Annotated in this window: 18 protein-coding genes and 1 tRNA gene; 15 read left to right on the forward strand and 4 right to left on the reverse strand. The window is 68.2% G+C overall.

Translation table 11 applies throughout. From position 1 onward, the window contains the following. Positions 1-226: 226 nt before the first annotated feature. The 3 genes from rplU to cgtA all read left to right on the forward strand — a co-directional run bounded on the left by rplU (position 227) and on the right by cgtA (position 2,121). Complete coding sequence (gene rplU / locus PG878_RS05595) at positions 227-547, forward strand: 50S ribosomal protein L21 (RefSeq protein WP_010341170.1); 321 nt, start codon at positions 227-229, stop codon at positions 545-547. Between the two features lie 12 nt (positions 548-559). Beyond that, on the forward strand, positions 560-820 hold the full coding sequence (rpmA, locus tag PG878_RS05600; RefSeq protein WP_010341169.1) for a 50S ribosomal protein L27: 261 nt from the start codon (positions 560-562) through the stop codon (positions 818-820). Between the two features lie 245 nt (positions 821-1,065). Then, entirely contained in the window at positions 1,066-2,121 is a 1,056-nt protein-coding gene (gene cgtA, locus PG878_RS05605; protein WP_010341168.1) for an Obg family GTPase CgtA, read from the forward strand. Positions 2,122-2,242: 121 nt separating this feature from the next. On the opposite strand, the gene rpsT is transcribed toward cgtA, so the two are convergent. Then, positions 2,243-2,515, reverse strand: coding sequence for a 30S ribosomal protein S20 (rpsT, locus tag PG878_RS05610; protein ID WP_010341167.1), 273 nt, complete (start codon positions 2,513-2,515; stop codon positions 2,243-2,245). Positions 2,516-2,631: 116 nt separating this feature from the next. Here rpsT and murJ point away from each other — a divergent pair, with 116 nt between their 5' ends. The 5 genes from murJ to ispH all read left to right on the forward strand — a co-directional run bounded on the left by murJ (position 2,632) and on the right by ispH (position 9,878). Further along, positions 2,632-4,224, forward strand: a complete 1,593-nt coding sequence (gene murJ / locus PG878_RS05615) for a murein biosynthesis integral membrane protein MurJ (RefSeq protein ID WP_209029841.1) — start codon at positions 2,632-2,634, stop codon at positions 4,222-4,224. Between the two features lie 197 nt (positions 4,225-4,421). Next, positions 4,422-5,420, forward strand: a complete 999-nt coding sequence (locus tag PG878_RS05620; protein ID WP_209029488.1) for a bifunctional riboflavin kinase/FAD synthetase — start codon at positions 4,422-4,424, stop codon at positions 5,418-5,420. 6 nt (positions 5,421-5,426) lie between these two features. Then, on the forward strand, positions 5,427-8,258 hold the full coding sequence (ileS, locus tag PG878_RS05625) for an isoleucine--tRNA ligase (RefSeq protein WP_209029489.1): 2,832 nt from the start codon (positions 5,427-5,429) through the stop codon (positions 8,256-8,258). Positions 8,259-8,366: 108 nt separating this feature from the next. Then, positions 8,367-8,870, forward strand: coding sequence for a signal peptidase II (gene lspA, locus PG878_RS05630; protein ID WP_017907394.1), 504 nt, complete (start codon positions 8,367-8,369; stop codon positions 8,868-8,870). Between the two features lie 57 nt (positions 8,871-8,927). Then, positions 8,928-9,878, forward strand: coding sequence for a 4-hydroxy-3-methylbut-2-enyl diphosphate reductase (ispH, locus tag PG878_RS05635; protein WP_019801838.1), 951 nt, complete (start codon positions 8,928-8,930; stop codon positions 9,876-9,878). Between the two features lie 256 nt (positions 9,879-10,134). Here the strand turns inward: ispH and PG878_RS05640 are convergent, their stop codons facing one another. Beyond that, a complete protein-coding gene (locus PG878_RS05640) occupies positions 10,135-10,851 on the reverse strand; it encodes a hypothetical protein (RefSeq protein ID WP_209029490.1) in 717 nt (238 codons plus the stop codon). Then, on the reverse strand, positions 10,848-11,804 hold the full coding sequence (locus PG878_RS05645; protein WP_209029491.1) for a hypothetical protein: 957 nt from the start codon (positions 11,802-11,804) through the stop codon (positions 10,848-10,850). Before PG878_RS05645 ends, PG878_RS05640 begins: the two co-directional genes overlap by 4 nt. A 119-nt stretch (positions 11,805-11,923) precedes the next feature. On the opposite strand from PG878_RS05645, the gene PG878_RS05650 reads away from it, so the two are divergent. The 5 genes from PG878_RS05650 (at position 11,924) to cyoD (ending at position 16,226) form a co-directional block, all read left to right on the forward strand. Next, a tRNA-Thr gene (locus PG878_RS05650) sits at positions 11,924-11,999 on the forward strand. A 317-nt stretch (positions 12,000-12,316) separates the two neighbouring features. Next, positions 12,317-13,258 (forward strand): ubiquinol oxidase subunit II, encoded by a 942-nt coding sequence (gene cyoA, locus PG878_RS05655; RefSeq protein ID WP_010341159.1) that lies wholly within the window; start codon positions 12,317-12,319, stop codon positions 13,256-13,258. After that, positions 13,258-15,258 (forward strand): cytochrome o ubiquinol oxidase subunit I, encoded by a 2,001-nt coding sequence (gene cyoB / locus PG878_RS05660; protein WP_209029492.1) that lies wholly within the window; start codon positions 13,258-13,260, stop codon positions 15,256-15,258. Before cyoA ends, cyoB begins: the two co-directional genes overlap by 1 nt. Positions 15,259-15,261: 3 nt before the next feature. Beyond that, positions 15,262-15,888 (forward strand): cytochrome o ubiquinol oxidase subunit III, encoded by a 627-nt coding sequence (gene cyoC / locus PG878_RS05665; RefSeq protein ID WP_010341156.1) that lies wholly within the window; start codon positions 15,262-15,264, stop codon positions 15,886-15,888. Next, positions 15,888-16,226: a cytochrome o ubiquinol oxidase subunit IV gene (gene cyoD / locus PG878_RS05670; RefSeq protein WP_010341155.1), complete on the forward strand. Its 339-nt coding sequence runs from the start codon at positions 15,888-15,890 to the stop codon at positions 16,224-16,226. The genes cyoC and cyoD overlap by 1 nt, the downstream gene beginning before the upstream one ends. A gap of 110 nt (positions 16,227-16,336) precedes the next feature. Here the strand turns inward: cyoD and PG878_RS05675 are convergent, their stop codons facing one another. Then, a complete protein-coding gene (locus PG878_RS05675) occupies positions 16,337-16,810 on the reverse strand; it encodes a MarR family winged helix-turn-helix transcriptional regulator (protein ID WP_244672425.1) in 474 nt (157 codons plus the stop codon). Between the two features lie 107 nt (positions 16,811-16,917). On the opposite strand from PG878_RS05675, the gene PG878_RS05680 reads away from it, so the two are divergent. Further along, complete coding sequence (locus PG878_RS05680) at positions 16,918-17,688, forward strand: SDR family NAD(P)-dependent oxidoreductase (RefSeq protein WP_244672426.1); 771 nt, start codon at positions 16,918-16,920, stop codon at positions 17,686-17,688. A 160-nt stretch (positions 17,689-17,848) separates the two neighbouring features. Beyond that, positions 17,849-19,738, forward strand: a complete 1,890-nt coding sequence (locus PG878_RS05685) for a M61 family metallopeptidase (protein ID WP_209029493.1) — start codon at positions 17,849-17,851, stop codon at positions 19,736-19,738. Positions 19,739-19,993 lie beyond the last annotated feature (255 nt).

Genomic DNA, 19,993 nt, shown 5'->3' on the forward strand with positions numbered 1-19,993 from the left:
TCGATCAGCGTACCCAGCTTGTCAGGTGGGGGCAATTGCCGCAGATCCCAGCGCCGCCGGGCGCCGGCGGCTGGCTGGTTCAGGCAGCCGCGCCGGCCCGCGGGGCTTGACAGTCCGGGCCTGGGTGGGCTTGACCCTGCCGCGCGCGGCGGCTTACAATCCCGCTCCTGTCTGCCCGAAACGGCACGACGGGAACGACCACAATAACTACAGAGGAAGTCTGGTCATGTACGCAGTACTGGTCACCGGCGGTAAGCAATACCGCGTCGCGCAGGGCGAAACGCTCCGCGTGGAAAAGCTCGAAGTCGAAGCCGGCAACGAGATCACGTTCGACAACATCCTGATGCTGGGCGACAGCGACGGCATCAAGATCGGCGACGCGCTGAAGGGCGCCGCCGTCACCGCCAAGGTCGTGGCCCACGGCCGCGCCGACAAGGTGCGCATCATCAAGTTCCGCCGCCGCAAGCACCACATGAAGCGTCAGGGTCATCGGCAGCACTACACCGAAATCGAGATCACCGGCATCGCCGGTGGCGACAAGAAGTAAGGAGCAGCAGTCATGGCACACAAAAAAGGCGTAGGTTCCTCGCGCAACGGCCGCGACTCCAACCCGAAGTACCTGGGCGTGAAGATGTTCGGCGGCCAGGCCATCGAAGCCGGCAACATCATCGTGCGTCAGCGCGGCACCCAGTTCCACCCGGGCGCCGGCGTCGGCCTGGGCCGCGACCACACCCTGTTCGCGCTGGTCGACGGCAAGGTCGAGTTCTCGGTGAAGGGCGCCAAGAAGCGCCGCACCGTGAGCGTGGTCACCGAGGCGTAAGCCGCCGGTGTCCAGGGCCTGCGCCTTGGCGCAGGCTTGCTGACGAAAGCCCCGCTTCGGCGGGGTTTTTCGTTTGGTGGCCGGGATGGCGGGATTGGGGATTGGGGATTGGGGATTCGCAAAGGCGGATTCCGCCAGGGCCCTCGATTGCTGGCCTCCGTTCCGTTGCCTCCGTTCTTTTGCTGGCGCCGCTAAACTGTGGCGTCCGGTGTTTTCCCAATCCCGAATCCCGAATCCCGAATCCCATGAAGTTGGTAGACGAAGCGGAAATCCAGGTCACGGCCGGCAATGGCGGCAATGGCTGCATCGGCTTTCGCCGCGAGAAGTTCATCCCGCTGGGTGGGCCGGACGGCGGCGACGGCGGCAATGGCGGCAGCGTGTGGCTGGTCGCCGACGAGAACCTCAACACCCTGGTCGACTTCCGCCACCAGCGCGCGTTCCGTGCGCAGCGCGGCGAGAACGGCATGGGCCGGCAGATGTACGGCAAGGCCGGCGAGGACCTGACCATCACCGTGCCGGTCGGCACCGTGGTGATCAACGTCGAGACCGACGAGGTCATCGGCGACCTGGTCGCGCACGGCGACCGCCTGCTGGTCGCGCAGGGCGGCAAGGGCGGCCTGGGCAACATGCACTTCAAGAGCTCGGTGACCCGCGCGCCGCGCAAGGCCACGCCGGGCGAGGAGGGCGAGGAGCGCACGCTCAAGCTGGAGCTGAAACTGCTGGCCGACGTCGGCCTGCTGGGCTTCCCCAATGCCGGCAAGAGCACCTTCATCCGGGCCGTGTCCGCGGCCACGCCGAAGGTCGCCGACTACCCGTTCACCACGCTGTATCCGAACTTGGGCGTGGTCAGCGTCGAGGCCTATCGCAGCTTCGTGATCGCCGACATTCCCGGGCTGATCGAGGGGGCTGCCGACGGCGCCGGCCTCGGTGCGCAGTTCCTGCGCCATCTGCAGCGCACCCGCTTGCTGCTGCACCTGGTGGATCTGGCGCCCATGGAAGGCGGCGTGGACGGCGTGTCGCCGACCGAGCAGGTGCGCGCGATCGAGCGCGAGCTGCAGAAGCACGATCCGGAGCTGCTGGCCAAGCCGCGCTGGTTGGTGCTGAACAAGGCCGACCTGATGTTCGAGGACGAGGCGCGGGCACTGGCCGAACAGGTCGTCGCCGAGCTGGGCTGGACCCAGCCCTGGTACCTCGTCTCGGCGCTGGGCCGCGAAGGCACCTGGCCGATCATGAAGGACGTGATGGCGTTCTTCGACCGTCAGCGCGAGGACGCGCTGGATGCGGCCGCCGATGCCTCCTGAGTCGCGCGCCGTGCGACGGCGCGCAGCGTGGGATGACGCGCACACGAAAAACCCGGCCGAGGCCGGGCTTTTTCGTGGTGCTGCCGGAAGCGTGGGCGCTTCCGGCGTCGACGGCAGCCGATCAGGCGGCGGTCTTGATCGCCTTGATGCGGGCGCTCAGACGGCTCTTGTGACGGGCCGCCTTGTTCTTGTGGATCAGGCCACGCGAGCTGAAACGGTCGAGGATCGGCTGGGCGATGGCGAAAGCGGCTTCGGCGCCGGCTGCGTCGTTGGCGTCCAGGGCCTTGATGACCTTCTTGACGGCGGTGCGCAGCATCGAACGCTGAGCCGTGTTGCGCGCGTTGCGCACGACGGTCTGCTTGGCGCGCTTCTTGGCGGACTTGATATTGGCCACGGTGGTGGTTTCCTGGAAAGCTGTGTGGTGGATAAAAACAAGCGGGAGAGTATGAAGCGTCCGAATATTCGCGTCAAGTCAATTGTCAAGAGGGCTATCGCATGAGCCAGCCGCGCATGCTCCGCGGGCTGCTCTCCTTCAGCAGCATGACCATGGTCTCGCGCGTGCTGGGGCTGGTGCGCGACCAGGCCATCACCATTTCCTTCGGCGCCAACGCCACCACCGACGCGTTCTGGGTGGCGTTCCGCATTCCCAACTTCCTGCGCCGGCTGTTCGCCGAGGGTTCGTTCGCCACCGCCTTCGTGCCGGTGTTCACCGAGGTGAAGGAAACCCGCCCGCACGCCGACCTGCGTGCGCTGATGTCGCGGGTGTCCGGCACCCTCGGCGGGGTGCTGCTGCTGGTCACCGCGCTGGGGCTGATCTTCACCCCGCAGGTGGCGATGCTGTTCAATCCCGGCGCCAGCGACGACCCGGCCAAGTTCGGGCTGATCGTCGACCTGCTGCGGCTGACCTTCCCGTTCCTGCTGTTCGTGTCGCTGACCGCGCTGGCCGGCGGCGCGCTCAACAGCTTCCACCGCTTTGGCCTGCCGGCGCTGACCCCGGTGATCCTCAACCTGTGCATGATCGCCGGCGCGCTGTGGCTGGCGCCGCGGCTGCAGGTGCCGATCCTGGCGATGGGCTGGGCGGTGCTGGTGGCCGGCGTGCTGCAGTTGCTGTTCCAGTTGCCGGCCCTGCGCGGCATCGACCTGCTGACCCTGCCGCGCTGGGGCTGGCAGCACCCGGACGTGCGCCGGGTGCTGACCCTGATGGTGCCGACCCTGTTCGGCTCCTCGGTCGCGCAGATCAACCTGCTGCTGGACACGGTGATCGCCTCGTTCCTGTACGCCGGCTCGCAGAGCTGGCTGTCGCAGGCCGATCGCTTCCTGGAGCTGCCGCTGGGCGTGTTCGGCGTGGCCCTGGGCACGGTGATCCTGCCGGCGCTTTCGCGGCACCACGTCAAGACCGATCGCGCCGGGTTCTCCAGCGCGCTGGACTGGGGGCTGCGCACCACCTTGCTGATCGCGGTGCCGGCGATGCTGGGGCTGATGCTGCTGAGCCAGCCGCTGGTGGCGACCCTGTTCCAGTACGGCAAGTTCACCGCCTTCGACACGCGCATGGCGGCGATGTCCGTGTTCGGGCTGAGCTTCGGCCTGCCGGCGTTCGCTCTGCTCAAGGTGCTGCTGCCGGCGTTCTATTCGCGCCAGGACACGCGCACGCCGGTGCGCGCCGGTGTCGCCGCGCTGGTCGCCAACATGGCGCTGAATCTGTTGTTCCTGGCGATCCTGTATCAGCTGTGGGTGCCGGCGGAGCTGCGCGCGCAGGGCGTGCGCGCGGCGCTGGAGGCGGTGCCGGGCCTGCACCTGGCGCTGGGCCTGGCCAGTGCGGTGGCCAGCTACCTCAACCTGTCGCTGCTGTGGCGCTGGCTGCGCCGCGACCAGGTCTACCAGCCCAAGCCGGGCTGGGGCGGTTACCTGCTGCGGCTGGGCGTGGCCTGCGCGGCGATGGCCGCGGTGCTGGCGCTGGGCCTGCACTGGCTGCCTGCGTTCACCACCATGGACAAGTGGCACCGGATCGGCAGCCTGCTGCTGCTGGTCGGCGGTGGCGGTGTGGTCTACCTGCTGGCGTTGCTGGCGCTGGGGTTCCGGCCGCGGGATCTGCGGGAGCATTGAAGCCGGGAGTGGGGATTTGGGGTTGGGGATTCGCAGGAGCGGCTTCAGCCGCGACCTGGGGGTGCCGGTGAATCCCCGGTCGCGGCTGAAGCCGCTCCTACAAGAGTTGGCTGCGCCCGGGCTGTGGCCCCAACCGCTATACTCGACGGTTACGCATCATCGACCGGCGCTCCTGCGCCGGCGCTTCGGACCGAGGAATGAGCAGGCTGTTTAGAGACGTCGAGGGCGGGACCCTGTTCCCGCAGGGAAGCGTGGTCTGCATCGGCGCCTTCGATGGCCTGCACCTGGGCCATCGCGCGCTGGTGCGGCAGGCGATCGCGCGCGCGCGCGAAGCGGGCGTGCCGGCGGTGGCGCTGAGCTTCGAGCCGCTGCCGCGCGAGTTCTTCGCCCCGGCCGCGCCGCCGCCGCGGCTGACCTTGGCCCGGGCCAAGGTGCAGGGCCTGCACCGGCTCGGCATCGACAGCGTCGGCCTGCTGCGCTTCGACCGGCGCATGGCGTCGATGAGTGCGGAAGACTTCGTGCAGCGCGTGCTGGTCGAGCGCCTATGCGCGCGTGAGGTCTGGATCGGCCCGGCGTTCCGCTTCGGCCACAAGCGTGGCGGCGACATCGCGCTGCTGCGCGCGCTGGGCGCTCAGCACGGCTTCGCCGCCGACGAGATCGCGCCAGTGCACCTGCGCGAGGAGCGCATTTCCAGCACCCGCATCCGCGAGCTGCTGGTGGCCGGGGAGTTCGCTCATGCGGCGGAGCTGCTCGGTCGCCCGTACGCGATCGGCGGCCGCGTGGTGCGCGGCAAGCAGCTCGGGCGCACGCTCGGCTACCCCACCGCCAACCTGCGGTTCGCCCGCACCCCGGCGCTGTCCGGTATCTACGCCACCTGGGTGCACGGGGTGGCGGCGCAGCCGTGGCCGTCGGTGTCCAGCTTCGGCACCCGCCCGACCGTGCAGGGCGTGGAGCCGCTGCTGGAAGCGCACCTGTTCGATTTCCAGGGCGACCTGTACGGTCGCCACATCGAGGTGGAGTTCGTCGCCAAGCTGCGCGACGAGGAAACCTTCGCCGATCTGCCGGCGCTGACCGCGCAGATGCACCGCGACGCCGCGCTGGCGCGGCAACTGCTCGCCGCCCCTGCGGTGGCGGGTCTGCCGCCCGTGTCCGCCGCGCCGCGTGCGGACCTCCCCCTGAAGACCACCGACCGGTAACTGCCCGTGACCCAGGACTACAAAGCCACCCTCCACCTGCCGGCGACCGAGTTCCCGATGCGCGGCGACCTGCCCAAGCGCGAGCCGGACATCCTGGCGCGCTGGGAGAGCGAGGGCCTGTACACGCAGCTGCGCGACAACGCCCAGGGCCGTCCGCTGTTCGTGCTGCACGACGGCCCGCCGTACGCCAATGGCGCGATCCACCTCGGCCATGCGGTCAACAAGATCCTCAAGGACATCATCGTCAAGTCCAAGTACCTGTCCGGCTTTGACGCGCCGTACATCCCGGGCTGGGACTGCCATGGCCTGCCGATCGAGATCGCGATCGAGAAGAAGTTCGGCAAGGTCGGGGTCAAGCTGGATGCGGTGCAGTTCCGGCAGAAGTGCCGCGAGTACGCCAACGAACAGATCGACCTGCAGCGCCGCGACTTCAAGCGCCTGGGCGTGATCGGCGACTGGGACAACCCCTACCGCACGCTGGACTTCCATTTCGAGGCCAACGAGATCCGCGCGCTGGCGCGGATCGTCGAGAACGGGCACCTGACGCGCGGCGTGAAGCCGGTGCACTGGTGCTTCGACTGTGGCTCGGCGCTGGCCGAGGCCGAGATCGAGTACGCCGACAAGCAGTCGCCGACGGTGGACGTGGCCTACACCGCACGCGACGGCGCGGCCCTGGCCGCCGCGTTTGGCGCGACCCTGCCGGAAGGCGCCGAGGTCGCGGTGCCGATCTGGACCACCACGCCGTGGACGCTGCCGGCCTCGCTGGCGGTGTCGCTGGGGCCGGAGCTGGTCTATGCGCTGGTGGAAGGCCCGGCCCGCGACGGACGCCGCCGCTGGCTGGTGCTGGCCGATGCGCTGGCCGAGCGCGCGCTGCAGCGCTACGGGGTGGATGAGGTCGTGGTGCACGGCCGCGTCGCCGGCGCGGCGCTGGAGCACCAGGTGCTGGCGCATCCCTTCTACGACGAGCGCGACGTGCCGGTGATCCTCGGCACCCACGTGTCCGACACCGACGGCACCGGCGCGGTGCACACCGCGCCCGGCCACGGCCAGGAGGATTACGTGGCGGTCAAGCCGTACGGGCTGCTGGAGCGCTACGGCGCGGCGCAGATCAACCCGGTCGACGCGCGCGGCGTGTACCTGCCGTCGACCCCGGCGGTCGATGGCACGGAGCTGGCCGGGCTGCACATCTGGAAGGCCAACGACGTCATCGCCGACCTGCTGGCCGCGCGCGGGCTGCTGCTGGCGCGCGCCAGCATGGTCCACAGCTACCCGCATTGCTGGCGCCACAAGACCCCGATCGCGTTCCGCGCCACGCCGCAGTGGTTCATCTCGATGGAGCAGGCCAACCTGCGTGCCGAGGCGCTGCAGGCCATCGAGGGCGTGCATTGGTACCCGGCCTGGGGCCAGGCGCGCATCGCCGGCATGGTCGCCGGGCGCCCGGACTGGACGATCTCGCGCCAGCGCACCTGGGGCGTGCCGATCGCGCTGTTCGTGCACCGCGAGACCGGCGAGCCGCACCCGCGCAGCACCGAACTGATGCGCCAGGTCGCCGACCGCGTCGAGGAGGGCGGGGTGGACGTGTGGTACGCGCTCGACGCCGCCGAGCTGCTCGGCGACGAAGCGGGCGACTACGAGAAGATCACCGACATCCTCGATGTCTGGTTCGATTCCGGCGTCACCCACGAGGCGGTGCTGACCGAGCGTGGCCTGCCCAAGCCGGCCGACCTGTACCTGGAAGGCTCCGACCAGCACCGCGGCTGGTTCCAGTCCTCGCTGCTGACCGGCGTGGCGCTGGATCACGCCGCGCCGTACCGGCAGTGCCTGACCCACGGCTTCACCGTGGACGAGCACGGCCGCAAGATGTCCAAGTCGCTGGGCAACGGCATCGAGCCGCAGGACATCATGAAGACCCTGGGCGCGGACATCCTGCGCCTGTGGATCGCCTCGGCCGACTACAGCAACGAGATGTCGCTGTCGCAGGAGATCCTCAAGCGCAACGCCGATGCCTACCGGCGCCTGCGCAACACCGCGCGCTTCCTGCTCGGCAACCTGCACGGCTTCAACCCGGCCGTGCACCTGCGGCCGCTGCCGGAGCTGGTGGCGCTGGACCGCTGGATCGTGCACCGCGCCTACGAGGTGCAGGAGCAGATCAAGGCCGCCTACGCGCGCTACGACTTCGCCGCCATCGTGCAGGCGCTGCTGAACTTCTGCAGCGTGGACCTGGGGTCGCTGTACCTGGACGTGACCAAGGACCGCCTGTACACGATGGCCGAGGACTCGCTCGGCCGGCGTTCGGCGCAGACCGCGATGTTCCATGTGGCCGAGGCCTTCGTGCGCTGGATCGCGCCGATCCTGAGCTTCACCGCCGACGAGTTGTGGGGCTACCTGCCGGGCGCGCACCTGGGCAACGTGCTGTTCGCCACCTGGTACGAAGGCCTGGCGCCGTTGCCGGAGGACGCGGCGCTGAGCGCGGCCGACTTCGAGCAACTGCTGGCGCTGCGCGAGCAGGTGGCCAAGGTGCTGGAGCCGATGCGCGGCAACGGCGTGATCGGCGCAGCGCTGGAGGCGGAGATCACCGTCGCCGCCGACGCCGCCACCGCGGCGAAGCTGCAGCCGCTGCAGGAGGAACTGCGCTTCCTGTTCATCAGCGGCGACGTGGTGGTGCGCGAGGCCACGACCGACGAGATCTTCGTCAGCGCCCAGGCCACCGAGAAGCCCAAGTGCGTGCGTTGCTGGCACTACCGCGCCGACGTCGGCGCCGACCCGGCGCACCCGGAACTGTGCGGCCGCTGCGTCAGCAACATCGAAGGACCGGGCGAGGAGCGCCGCTGGTTCTGAGTCCCGTCCCCGGCCGCGCGTCTTGCGCGCTGCCGGGGCCAGTGGCGGCGCCGTGGCTGCGGCGCCGGCCATCCTCCTTTCCTTATTCGCCCAAGGCGGACTTCCCGCATGACCGCACGACCCAACCCCTCCGCCCTGATCTGGCTGCTGCTGTCGGCCGCGGTGATCGGCCTGGACCAGTGGAGCAAGGCCTGGGTGCTGTCCAGCCTGCCCGAGTTCACCGCGGTGCCGGTGATCCCCGGTTTCTGGAACTGGTACCGGACCTACAACACCGGTGCGGCGTTCAGTTTCCTGAGCCAGGCCGGCGGCTGGCAGCTCTGGTTCTTCACCGCGCTGGCGGTGGGCATCAGCGCCCTGTTGGCCTGGTGGCTGGCGCGCACCCCGCGCGGCGAGTGGCGCAGCGCGCTGCCGTACGCGCTGGTGATCGGCGGGGCGATCGGCAACGTGATCGACCGGTTGATGCACGGCCACGTGGTCGATTTCATCCAGTGGTACGTGGGCGAGCACTACTGGCCCTCGTTCAACATCGCCGACTCGGCGATCGTCGCCGGCGCCATCGGCATCGCCCTGTTCGGCGTGTTCGACGGCAAGGCGAAGCGAAAAGCGGGATAATCGGTGCCACTCTCCCTGTCGAAGCGCCGGGCCCCCTGCGGCCGGCGGATCTAGCTAATGGATGTCCTGCTCGCCAACCCCCGCGGCTTCTGCGCCGGCGTCGATCGCGCGATCGAGATCGTCAAGCGCGCCATCGAAACCCTGGGCGCGCCGATCTACGTGCGCCACGAGGTGGTGCACAACCGCTTCGTGGTCGACGACCTCAAGCAGCGCGGCGCGATCTTCGTCGAGGAACTGGACGAGGTGCCCGACGGCAACACGGTGATCTTCAGCGCCCACGGCGTGGCCCAGGCGGTGCGCCAGGAAGCCGAGCGGCGCGGGCTGAAGGTGTTCGACGCGACCTGCCCGCTGGTGACCAAGGTGCATTTCGAGGTGGCCCGGCACTGCCGCGCCGGCCGCGACGTGGTGCTGATCGGGCACGCCGGCCATCCGGAGGTGGAAGGCACGATGGGGCAGTGGGACCGCGAGTGCGGCACCGGCCGCATCTACCTGGTCGAGGACATCGAGCAGGTCGCCACGCTGGACGTGCAGCAGCCGGACAACCTGGCCTACACCACCCAGACCACGCTGTCGGTGGACGACACCCGCGGCATCATCGAGGCGCTGCGCGCGCGCTATCCGGCGATGCAGGGGCCGAAGAACGACGACATCTGCTACGCCACCCAGAACCGCCAGGACGCGGTGCGCGACCTGGCCAGGGAGTGCGACCTGGTGCTGGTGGTCGGTTCGCCGAACAGCTCCAATTCCAACCGGCTCAGCGAGCTGGCGCGGCGCGACGGCGTGGAGTCCTACCTGATCGACGGCGCCGACGAGATCGACCCGGCCTGGATCGCCGGCAAGCGCCGCGTCGGCCTGACCGCGGGTGCCTCGGCGCCGCAGGTGCTGGTGGATGGGGTGATCGCGCGGCTGCGCGAACTCGGCGCCGACGGCGTGTCGGAACTGGCGGGCGAGCCGGAGTCGATGGTGTTCGCCCTGCCCAAGGAACTGCGGCTGCGTCTGGTCGACTGACGGGCGTGGCTGAAGGGTTTCTCCCATAATTCCGGAAATGCATGCGTAGGAGCGGCTTCAGCCGCGACGGGCATCACCGGTAACGCCTGTCGCGGCTGAAGCCGCTCCTACGGGACAGCCGAGACAGCGCGATGCGCGCCCCAACAGGGTGTTGGAGGTGCCGCGAGGCGGCCTCCACGTGAGCCCGAGCCGTTCTGGTGGCGGTGCCGGCATCGCATGTGGCCTGCGGCGCCTGCCGCGCCGCAGACACCACGGCTCACTGGCGCTGCATGCCGTGTGGCCGCCCCTGCGTATCGAAGTCGATGCCCACGGTGACGCGATCGCCTTGCACGCCGTCCGGCATCCAGCGCAGGCGCCCGCGCCGGCCGATCAGCACGTACACGTGATCCACTTTTTTCGGTTCGGCCTGCAGCGCCTCGCCCTGTTCCTGCAGGGCCGTGGCCACCCGGTAGGCGCCCTCGAAATCGATGTCCTGCAGCGCGGCGGTGTCGGTGGCCGGCTTGAGGAACGGCCCGAACATGCCTGGATTCACCGGCGCGTCCTTGTGCCAACCCTCGTCGTCGAAGCTGTATTCGTCCACGTGGTCCGGCTGTGCCGGGTCCAGCAGCTCGAGCCCGATGCGGTTGTCGTAGAAGTGAACGGCATGGAACACGCGCAGATCGTGACCCTGCAGCTCGGGCAGGTCCGCCAGCGCCTGCCGTGCCGCGCGCAGCCGCTGCGGGTCGAACAGCAGGTTGCCGCGCGGTGCCGGCGTCGGCTCCGGCTCGGTGTCGGCAGCGGGGGCGGTTGGGGTCGGTGCCGCCAGCGATTGCGGCTTGGAGGGGGACTGCAGGGCGGCCGGACCCGTCGCTTGCAGGCGCGATCCCGCCTGCAGGGTGGCGCGGATGGTGTCCCAGGCGCCGCCGGCGAAGGCGAGGCCGCCGAGCAGCAGGACCACGCCGGCGAAGACCAGTGGGGTGGGCGGCGTCTTCATGACAGCTCCAGGTCGGCGTGGGTGGGATGTTGCGGGTCGTACAGCACAGACACCGTCTCGCGCGGCAACTGTCCGACGTCGAGCAGCGACACGAACCGCCGCATCGTCGCTTGGTGCGAGTTGCCCGACGCGTCCTCGAACGCCACGCGGAATTCCACCTGCGGCTGCTCGTTGAGGGTGGTGCCGGTCTGGCGCACGTCCAGCACCCGCGCACGGGCGCGCAGGCCGCGGTACTTCAGGGTCTCGTCGGTGGCGTTGCGGCGGAGTACGCGCAGGATCACGCGCAGCGCCAGCACGTAGCCGTTGAGCACCAGCGCGCACATCAGCAGCGGGTGGTTGAAGGACAGGAAGGTCCAGCCCAGGCCACGGTTCTGCAGGCGCCAGGCCACCACGTAGGCCGCGCCGACCAGGACCACCAGCAGCACGGCGCCTGCCGCGCGGCGCCACAGGCTGGCGCGGTCCAGCGCCGGCTCTGCGTCCTCCAGCACCAGGTTCGGGGTGGTCCCAGGCGTGGTGCTCAGCCGCAGCGGCACGGTGCATCCGCTCTCGAAGCGGCGTTGCGCCGGCTTGCTGTCCACGATCACCACGGTGTCGCGGATGGGCGTGCCGGACAGGTTGTCGAAGGCCAGGGTCAGCGACAGCTGCGGCCAACCCTTGACCTCGACCCCGGTCGGTGCGGCGCGTTCGATCAACGCCTCGCGGCGCACGCCGTGGGCGAGCAGGTGGCGCACGCGGTGCAGGGCGCGCCCGGGCATCAGCAGCAAGGTGTCCAGGTAGGCGTAGAGCAGGTGCAGCCACAGGCCCAGCGACAGCGCCAGCAGGGTCAGCGCCCACCCGGGCGAACTGGGCTGGGCCAGCACGCGTGGCCAGTCGCTGGCGAAGTAGAGGATGCAGGGGAAGGGGATGGCGAAGAACAGCAGAAACGCGAGCCAGAACCAGGCGAACAACTTCACGATGTGCGGGGGATGGGGACGACGGGGGCGGGAGGGTAACCCATCGATTGCGGCGCTCGCGCGAAGGCCCGGGCAGCGATTGACCCCGGCCCGGGCCGACGCCTAGAATTGCCAGTTCCGCCGGAATAGCTCAGTCGGTAGAGCGGCGCATTCGTAATGCGTAGGTCGCAGGTTCGACTCCTGTTTCCGGCACCAGTTGCACCCAGAAGGCAGCCGCGAGGCTGCCTTGCTGGTTTCTGCGCTCCCGTTTTTCTGCGACGCAGGTCCGTGCGCGCAGCGGCCTGCGACGCCGTGTCGCAGCCGGGTGCGGCAATGTGTCGCACATAAAAACGCGGCCTGGCGCCCGCCCGGGCTTGTCAATGACTTCCGGAGTCGCCGCACGGCAGCATAAAATGCGTCGTTGATCGCGCATGCCGGCCCGGATGCCGCGGCGGACGCGGGACAGCCCTCTCCACGGCGCCCCGCCTCCCGCTCCCGCGCGGTTCGCATCCCCTACGCAATTGGATCGTTCGATGATTCCGTTGAAACAACTCCGGCGCTCGCTGCGCTCCGGTCTGTTGCTGCTGGCCGCGCTGCTGCTGGCCGGTTGCAACTCGGCCATCCTCAACCCCAAGGGTCAGATCGGCCACGACGAGAAGACGCTGCTGATCACCTCGGTGGTGTTGATGCTGCTGGTGGTGATCCCGGTCATCGTGATGACCCTGGCCTTCGCCTGGCGCTACCGCGCGTCCAACACCAAGGCCCGCTACGAGCCGAACTGGTCGCACTCCACCGCGATCGAGGTGGTGGTGTGGTCGATCCCGTGCATGATCATCCTGGTCCTGGCGGTGCTGACCTGGCGCTCCTCGCACGCGCTGGATCCGTACAAGCCGCTGGACTCCAAGGTCAAGCCGATCACCATCGAGGCGGTGGCGCTGGACTGGAAGTGGATGTTCATCTATCCGGAGCAGGGCATCGCCACGGTCAACGAGATCGCGTTCCCGGTCGACACGCCGCTGAACTTCAAGATCACTTCCGACACGGTGATGAACTCGTTCTTCATCCCGCACCTGGGTACGCAGATCTACGCGATGGCTGGCATGGAGACCAAGCTGCACCTGATCGCCAACGAGCCGGGCGAGATGTTCGGCCTGTCGGCGAACTACAGCGGCCACGGCTTCTCGAAGATGGGCTTCGCCGCGCATGCCACCGACCGCGCCGGCTTCGACGCGTGGGTGGCCAAGGTCAAGGCCTCGCAGAAGACCCTGGACCAGGCCGAGTTCCAGGTGCTGGCGGCCAACCGCAACGACAAGGCCGCCTATCCGGTGACGTACTACGCCTCGGTGCAGGACGGTCTGTTCAAGTCGTTGATCGACAAATACATGATGGGCAAGGGCCACAAGATGGAAGGCCACGACGCTCATCCGGCATCGGCTGCTGAGCCGGTCGCCATGTGCACTTCTGGAGACAAGTGATGCTAGGCAAACTCACGCTCGAGGCGGTTCCGTACCACGAGCCGATCATCATGGCGGCCCTCGGCGGCGCCGGCCTGCTCGGCCTGCTGGTGGTGGCCGCGGTCACCAAGTACAAGCTGTGGGGCTACCTCTGGAAGGAGTGGTTCACCTCGGTCGACCACAAGCGCATCGGCGTCATGTACATCGTGGTGGCGCTGGTCATGCTGCTGCGCGGCTTCGCCGACGCGGCGATGATGCGCACCCAGCAGGCGATCGCGCACGGCGGCAACGAAGGCATCTTCCCGCCGCACCACTACGATCAGATCTTCACCGCGCACGGCGTGATCATGATCTTCTTCATGGCCATGCCGTTCATGACCGGCCTGTTGAACCTGATCGTGCCGCTGCAGATCGGTGCGCGCGACGTGGCGTTCCCGTTCCTGAACTCGCTGAGCTTCTGGCTGTTCGTGGCCGGCGCGGCGCTGGTCAACATCTCCCTCGGCGTGGGCGAGTTCGCGCAGACCGGCTGGCTGGCCTATCCGCCGCTGTCCGGGCTGGAATACAGTCCAGGCGTCGGTGTCGACTACTACATCTGGGCATTGCAGATATCCGGCCTGGGCACATTGCTCACCGGCATCAACTTCTTCGTGACGATCATGCGCATGCGCGCGCCGGGCATGACCCTGATGCGCATGCCGATCTTCACCTGGACCGCGCTGATCACCAACATCCTGATCATCGCCGCGTTCCCGATCCTGACCGTGGCGCTGGCGCTGCTGGGGGCCGACCGCTACTTGGGCACGCACTTCTTCACCAACGACGGTGGCGGCAACGCCATGATGTACGTCAACCTGATCTGGATCTGGGGCCACCCGGAGGTCTACATCCTGATCCTGCCGGCGTTCGGCATCTTCTCGGAGTTGATCGCCACCTTCAGCCGCAAGCGCCTGTTCGGCTACACCTCGATGGTGTACGCGACCTCGTGCATCGGCGTGCTGTCGTTCATCGTGTGGCTGCACCACTTCTTCACCATGGGCTCGGGCGCCAACGTCAATGCCTTCTTCGGCATCACGACGATGATCATCTCGATCCCCACCGGCGTGAAGATCTTCAACTGGCTGTTCACCATGTTCCGCGGCCGCGTGCACATGACCGCGCCGGTGCTGTGGACCATCGGCTTCATCATCACCTTCGTCATCGGCGGCATGACCGGCGTGATGCTGGCGATTCCGGCGGTGGACTTCGTGCTGCACAACAGCCTGTTCCTGATCGCGCACTTCCATAACGTGATCATCGGCGGCGTGGTGTTCGGCTACCTGGCGGGCCTGACCTACTGGTTCCCGAAGGCGTTTGGCTTCAAGCTCAACGAGACGCTGGGCAAGGCCTCGTTCTGGTGCTGGATCATCGGCTTCTTCGTCGCCTTCATGCCGCTGTACGTGCTCGGCTTCATGGGCATGACCCGGCGCATGAACAGCTACAACCACCCGGAGTGGGCGCCGTGGCTGATGGTGGCCGCGGTGGGTGCGGCGATCATCGGTACCGGCATCTTCCTGAACCTGGTGCAGATCGGCTACAGCATCTGGAAGCGCAAGGACAACCTGGACCTGACCGGCGACCCGTGGGACGGCCGCACCCTGGAGTGGGCGACCTCCTCGCCGCCGCCGTTCTACAACTTCGCGGTGCTGCCGCACATCGACGACCGCGACCAGTTCTGGGAAGACAAGCTCAAGGGCAAGGGCTGGCCGCGTCCGGCCAAGTACGAACCGATCCACATGCCGCGCAACACGGCGGCGGGTTTCTGGATCGGCGCCTTCAGCATCGTCATGGGCTTCGGTCTGACCTGGCACATCTGGTGGATGGCGGTGATCGGCCTGGTCGGCATGATCGGCAGCTTCATCGCGCGCACCTTCGATGACGACATCGATTACTGGGTCCCGGCGGAGGAAGTGGAGCGCATCGAGAACGCGCGCTTCGCCCTGCTGGAACAGCAACACGCGGCCAACGCCGCAAAGGCGGTCTGAACCATGGCTTCCACGACGCTCGATCCCCACGCCGCCCACGCGGGCGGCCACGACCACGACCACGAACATCACGACGCGGGCGGCAACACCGTCTTCGGGTTCTGGGTCTACCTGATGAGCGACTGCCTCATCTTCGCCGGCCTGTTCGCCACCTACGCGGTGCTGGCCGGCGCGACGGTGGACGGCCCGACCGCCAAGGAACTGTTCGACCTGAAGTTCGTGCTGGTGGAAACCTTCCTGCTGCTGTTCAGCAGCCTGGGCTTCGGCCTGGCGATGATCTCGGCGAACAAGCGCAGCATGGGCGGCCTGTACGGCTGGCTGGCGGTCACCGCGGCGCTGGGCCTGGGCTTTCTGGGCATGGAACTCTACGAGTTCCACCACCTGATCGAAGAGGGCGCCGGCCCCGGCCGCAGCGCGTTCCTGTCGGCCTTCTTCACCCTGGTCGGCACCCACGGTCTGCACGTGGCCTCGGGCCTGCTGTGGATGACCGTGCTGGTGATCCAGATCGCCAAGAACGGCCTGACCCCGCGCAACATGACCCGCCTGGCGTGCCTGAGCCTGTTCTGGCACTTCCTGGACGTGATCTGGATCGGCGTGTTCACCATCGTCTACCTGCTGGGAGCGCTGTAATGGCCAACCATCATTCCTCCGACACGCACGCCGAGCACGGCCATGGCGGCGGCCTGAAGTCCTACCTGGTCGGCTTCGTGCTGGCGGTGATCCTGACCGTGATCCCGTTCGGCATGGTGATGAGCGGGGCGTTCCCGCGCGGCGTCACCGTCATCGTCATCGCGGTGCTGGCCGCGGTGCAGATGCTGGTGCACCTGATCTACTTCCTGCACATGGACCGCTCGGCCGAACAGCGCTCCAACGTGCACGTGGGCCTGTTCTCGCTGCTGATCATCGGCATCGTGGTGGTCGGCTCGCTGTGGGTGATGCACAACCTCAACGTCAACATGATGCACTGAGGGCGGGCACCGCCGCAGGTTCGCAAAGGCCGCCTCCGGGCGGCCTTTTGCGTTCTACGGTCCGGTGCGGCCGCCCTGCAAGGTGCAGATGGCCGATAGGCGCGCCGCCGTCAGCTGCGGTCCGAGCCGAGCGTCGCGGAGAGTTTCAGCAGGACCTGTGCGTCTTCCGCGCTGAGGCGATCAAGCAGCCAGGTTCTGACCGCGGCGGCGTGGATCGGCCGCGCCGCCGCGATCTTCTCCCGGCCCAGGGCGGTGATGGCCACCGTCACCACGCGCGGTTCAGCGTCGCTGCGGCGGACCAGGCCGCGCGTCTGCATGCGCGTGAGCTGATGCGACAGCCGGCTCTTGTGCCACCCCATCGAATCGGCGAGCGCCTGCTGGCGCAACTCGCCCTTGCCCAGATCCACCAGCCGCGACAGCACGCCGAAGTCGCTGCCGGTCAGGCCGGCTTGGTCGGCCAGGTCCTTTTCGACGGCGGCCATCACCGTCTGGCCCATCTGCTTGAAGGCGTGCCAGATCGCCAGTTCGCCTGCGGAGAGTCGTGCGTGTTTCATGCGGTCACCATAGGCGGCGCAGGTTGACATGGCAACCCGAAGGGCGTACTTCTAGGTTGATATGACAACCTATGCGTGGCTGCTGGCAGGCGTGCGATGCCAGCCGAGCGGATACGCAGTTCCTGGAGGCGATGGCGATGTCCGCAATGACGTTCGCAGGTGTGGATGTGTTGATGACCGGCGGTAGCGACGGCATCGGGTTCGGCCTCGCGCGGCGCTTCCTGGCCGCGGGCGCAAACGTGCTGGTCACAGGCCGCGATGCAGGCAAGCTCGACCGCGCGGCCCAGGCCGCGCCCGGTCTGCAGACCCTGGTCAACGACATCGGGGTCGCCGAAGAGCGCGAGCGACTCACGCAGTACCTGCACGCGCGGCATTCCGGGCTGCGCGTGGTCGTCAACAACGCCGGCATCCAGCGACGCGTCGCGCTCGCCGACGACCAGGCGCCCTGGGCCGAGCGCCAGCGCGAGATCGACATCCTGTTCGCTGCCGTCGTGCATCTGAACCATCTGCTGGTCCCGCTGTTGCTGCAGCATGGCGAGCCTGCGCTCATCGCCAATGTCTCCTCCGGCGGCGCCTTCGTTCCGCAGCCGTTCGCCCCGGTCTACAGCGCCTGCAAGGCCGCGCTCCACAGCTATACGCGCAATCTCCGCTTCGCGCTTGCCACGACGCCGGTCAGGGTCGTCGAGATCATTCCGCCCGCGGTCCGCACTGCGCTGGCAGGCCCTGGCATGGCCCACGGCGCGGACCTGGACGACTTCTGCGACGCCGTCTTCGCCGGCCTCGCGGCGGGGCAGGCCGATGAGCTCGGCTTCGGAATGACCGATACGACGGAGTTTCGGCAGCGTCTCGACGTGGAACGTGCCGTGTTCGATGGATTGTCCGGACGCTTTCCCGTTCGCAGGTATTGAAGCGCGATCTGCGGCCTCTTCGGGCTCGCCTCTCGTCGAGCGCGGCACGAACCGGCCGCGCGATCGCCGCGGGCATGACCTATGGCATGGCACGCGGCGGCGGCGCAGGCATAGCATGGGGGTTTGCCTGTCCGCTGTCGTTCGCCCCCCTGGAGACCCCATGAACAAGTCCACTGCCTGGATGGCGCCGTTGCTGCTGGCCGCCACTGTCGCGTTCCAGGCCTCGGCGCAGACCGCCCCGCCGCGCGACGTGCCGTTCGCCGGCACGCTGAAGATCGATGTCGACGCCACCGACCTGGCCCATCGCATCTTCCGCGTGCGCAGCACCATCCCGGCCACGCCGGGGCCGATGACCCTGCTGTATCCGCAGTGGATCCCCGGCAACCATTCGCCGACCGGCCCGATCGACAAGCTCGCCGGGCTGGTGATCAAGGCCAACGGCAAGGTGCTGCCGTGGACGCGCGACCAGTTCGACGTCTATGCGTTCAAGATCGACGTGCCCGCCGGGGTCAGCGAGATCGTCGCCGAGTACCAGTTCCTGTCCTCGCAGGGCGACGGCCAGGGCCGGGTGATGATGACCCCGGAGATGCTCAACCTGCAGTGGAACACCACCGCGCTGTATCCGGCCGGCGTGTACGCGCGCAACATCAAGGCGCAGGCCAGCGTGACCCTGCCGGCCGGCTGGAGCTATGCCACCGCGCTGGAGACCGCCACGCGCAGCGGCGACACGGTGACGTTCAAGCCGATCGATTTCGACGACCTGGTCGATTCGCCGATGTTCGCCGGCAAGTACTACAAGCGTATCGTGCTGGACGACAAGAGCAAGGCGCCGGTGGCGCTGAACGTGTTCGCCGACAAGCCCAAGTCGCTGGAGGCCAAGCCCGAGCAGGTCAAGGCGCACGTGGCCCTGGTGCAGCAGATGGACAAGCTGTACGGCGCGCGCCACTTCGACCACTACGAGTTCCTGCTGGCGTTGACCGACAAGCTCGGCGGCATCGGCCTGGAGCACCATCGTTCCAGCGAGAACAGCGGCCCGCTCGACTACTTCACCGAGTGGGACAAGAGCTGGGAGATGCGCGACCTGCTCGCGCACGAGTTCAATCATTCCTGGAACGGCAAGTACCGCCGCGGCGCCGACCTGGCCACGCCCAACTTCAACGTGCCGATGGGCGACAGCCTGCTGTGGCTGTACGAGGGCCAGACCCAGTTCTGGGGCGAGGTGATCGCCGCGCGCGCAGGGCTGTGGACGCAGGACCAGGCCCGCGACATGCTGGCCAACGTCGCCGCCGTCTACCAGCGCGGCCGTCCCGGCCTGGCCTGGCGCGCGCTGCAGGACACCACCAACGACCCGACCATGTCGATGCGCCGGCCGCGCGCCTACCGCAGCTACCAGATGAGCGAGGACTACTACTCCGGCGGTCAGATGGTCTGGCTGGAGGTCAACGCCAAGCTGCGCGAGCTCAGCGGCGGCAAGCGCTCGCTGGACGATTTCGCCAAGGCGTTCTTCGGCATGCACGACGGCGCCTGGGACGTGAATCCCTATACCTTCGACGACATCGTCGCCACGCTCGATGGGATCGCCAAGTACGACTGGGCGACCCTGCTGCGCAGCCGTCTCGACGAGCACGGTTCGCTGGTCGGCGGGATCGAAGCCAGCGGCTGGAAGCTGGTCTATACCGATCAGCCGAACGCGGCCAACAAGACCAGCGAGGCGCGCAACAAGAGCCTGGACCTCAGCTATTCGCTGGGCCTGAGCCTGGACCAGCAGGGCCAGGTGCAGTCGGTGCTGTGGGACAGCCCGGCGTTCAATGCCGGCCTCATCGCCGGCAACCGCGTGGTGGCGATCGGCGGCGCCGAGTACAGCGCCGACGCACTCAAGGACGCGATCACCGCGGCCAAGGGCGGCAGCACGCCGATCGAACTGCTGGTCAAGCGCGGCGACCGTTACGACACCTTGCGCATCGCCTACTCCGGCGGCCTGCAGTATCCGCACCTGGAGCGCATCGCCGGCACGCCGGATCGCCTGAGCGAGTTGTACAAGGCGCGTTGAGTCGGCCAGTGCCGCCGCCCGGCGTCGTCTGCCGGGTGGCGGGCGCGCGGCGTCCGCGTCGCGCTGTGCGGCGAGTGATCGATCGCCGTCACTGCGTTGACGACGCGTGCGGTGCGTCTGTCGTAGGAGCGGCTTCAGCCGCGACGGGGCATGACCGGTAACGCCTGTTCGCGGCTGAAGCCGCTGCTGCGGAAATGCGGGGTTTGCCTGTCCGCCGATGCCGCCCGACGATCGTGGCGCACCTCCGTCGCGGAC

Origin of the sequence: Xanthomonas hawaiiensis (genome assembly GCF_031834635.1) — a bacterium.
GTDB lineage: Bacteria > Pseudomonadota > Gammaproteobacteria > Xanthomonadales > Xanthomonadaceae > Xanthomonas_A > Xanthomonas_A sacchari.

What these genes read in the sequence shown, in the direction of transcription:
- rplU (WP_010341170.1), top strand. Translation starts at nt 227, where the DNA reads ATGTACGCAGTACTGGTCACCGGCGGTAAGCAATACCGCGTCGCGCAG.
- rpmA (WP_010341169.1), top strand. Translation starts at nt 560, where the DNA reads ATGGCACACAAAAAAGGCGTAGGTTCCTCGCGCAACGGCCGCGACTCC.
- cgtA (WP_010341168.1), top strand. Translation starts at nt 1,066, where the DNA reads ATGAAGTTGGTAGACGAAGCGGAAATCCAGGTCACGGCCGGCAATGGC.
- murJ (WP_209029841.1), top strand. Translation starts at nt 2,632, where the DNA reads ATGCTCCGCGGGCTGCTCTCCTTCAGCAGCATGACCATGGTCTCGCGC.
- PG878_RS05620 (WP_209029488.1), top strand. Translation starts at nt 4,422, where the DNA reads ATGAGCAGGCTGTTTAGAGACGTCGAGGGCGGGACCCTGTTCCCGCAG.
- lspA (WP_017907394.1), top strand. Translation starts at nt 8,367, where the DNA reads ATGACCGCACGACCCAACCCCTCCGCCCTGATCTGGCTGCTGCTGTCG.
- ispH (WP_019801838.1), top strand. Translation starts at nt 8,928, where the DNA reads ATGGATGTCCTGCTCGCCAACCCCCGCGGCTTCTGCGCCGGCGTCGAT.
- PG878_RS05640 (WP_209029490.1), bottom strand. Translation starts at nt 10,851, where the DNA reads ATGAAGACGCCGCCCACCCCACTGGTCTTCGCCGGCGTGGTCCTGCTG.
- cyoA (WP_010341159.1), top strand. Translation starts at nt 12,317, where the DNA reads ATGATTCCGTTGAAACAACTCCGGCGCTCGCTGCGCTCCGGTCTGTTG.
- cyoB (WP_209029492.1), top strand. Translation starts at nt 13,258, where the DNA reads ATGCTAGGCAAACTCACGCTCGAGGCGGTTCCGTACCACGAGCCGATC.
- cyoC (WP_010341156.1), top strand. Translation starts at nt 15,262, where the DNA reads ATGGCTTCCACGACGCTCGATCCCCACGCCGCCCACGCGGGCGGCCAC.
- cyoD (WP_010341155.1), top strand. Translation starts at nt 15,888, where the DNA reads ATGGCCAACCATCATTCCTCCGACACGCACGCCGAGCACGGCCATGGC.
- PG878_RS05675 (WP_244672425.1), bottom strand. Translation starts at nt 16,810, where the DNA reads ATGTCAACCTGCGCCGCCTATGGTGACCGCATGAAACACGCACGACTC.
- PG878_RS05680 (WP_244672426.1), top strand. Translation starts at nt 16,918, where the DNA reads ATGTCCGCAATGACGTTCGCAGGTGTGGATGTGTTGATGACCGGCGGT.
- PG878_RS05685 (WP_209029493.1), top strand. Translation starts at nt 17,849, where the DNA reads ATGAACAAGTCCACTGCCTGGATGGCGCCGTTGCTGCTGGCCGCCACT.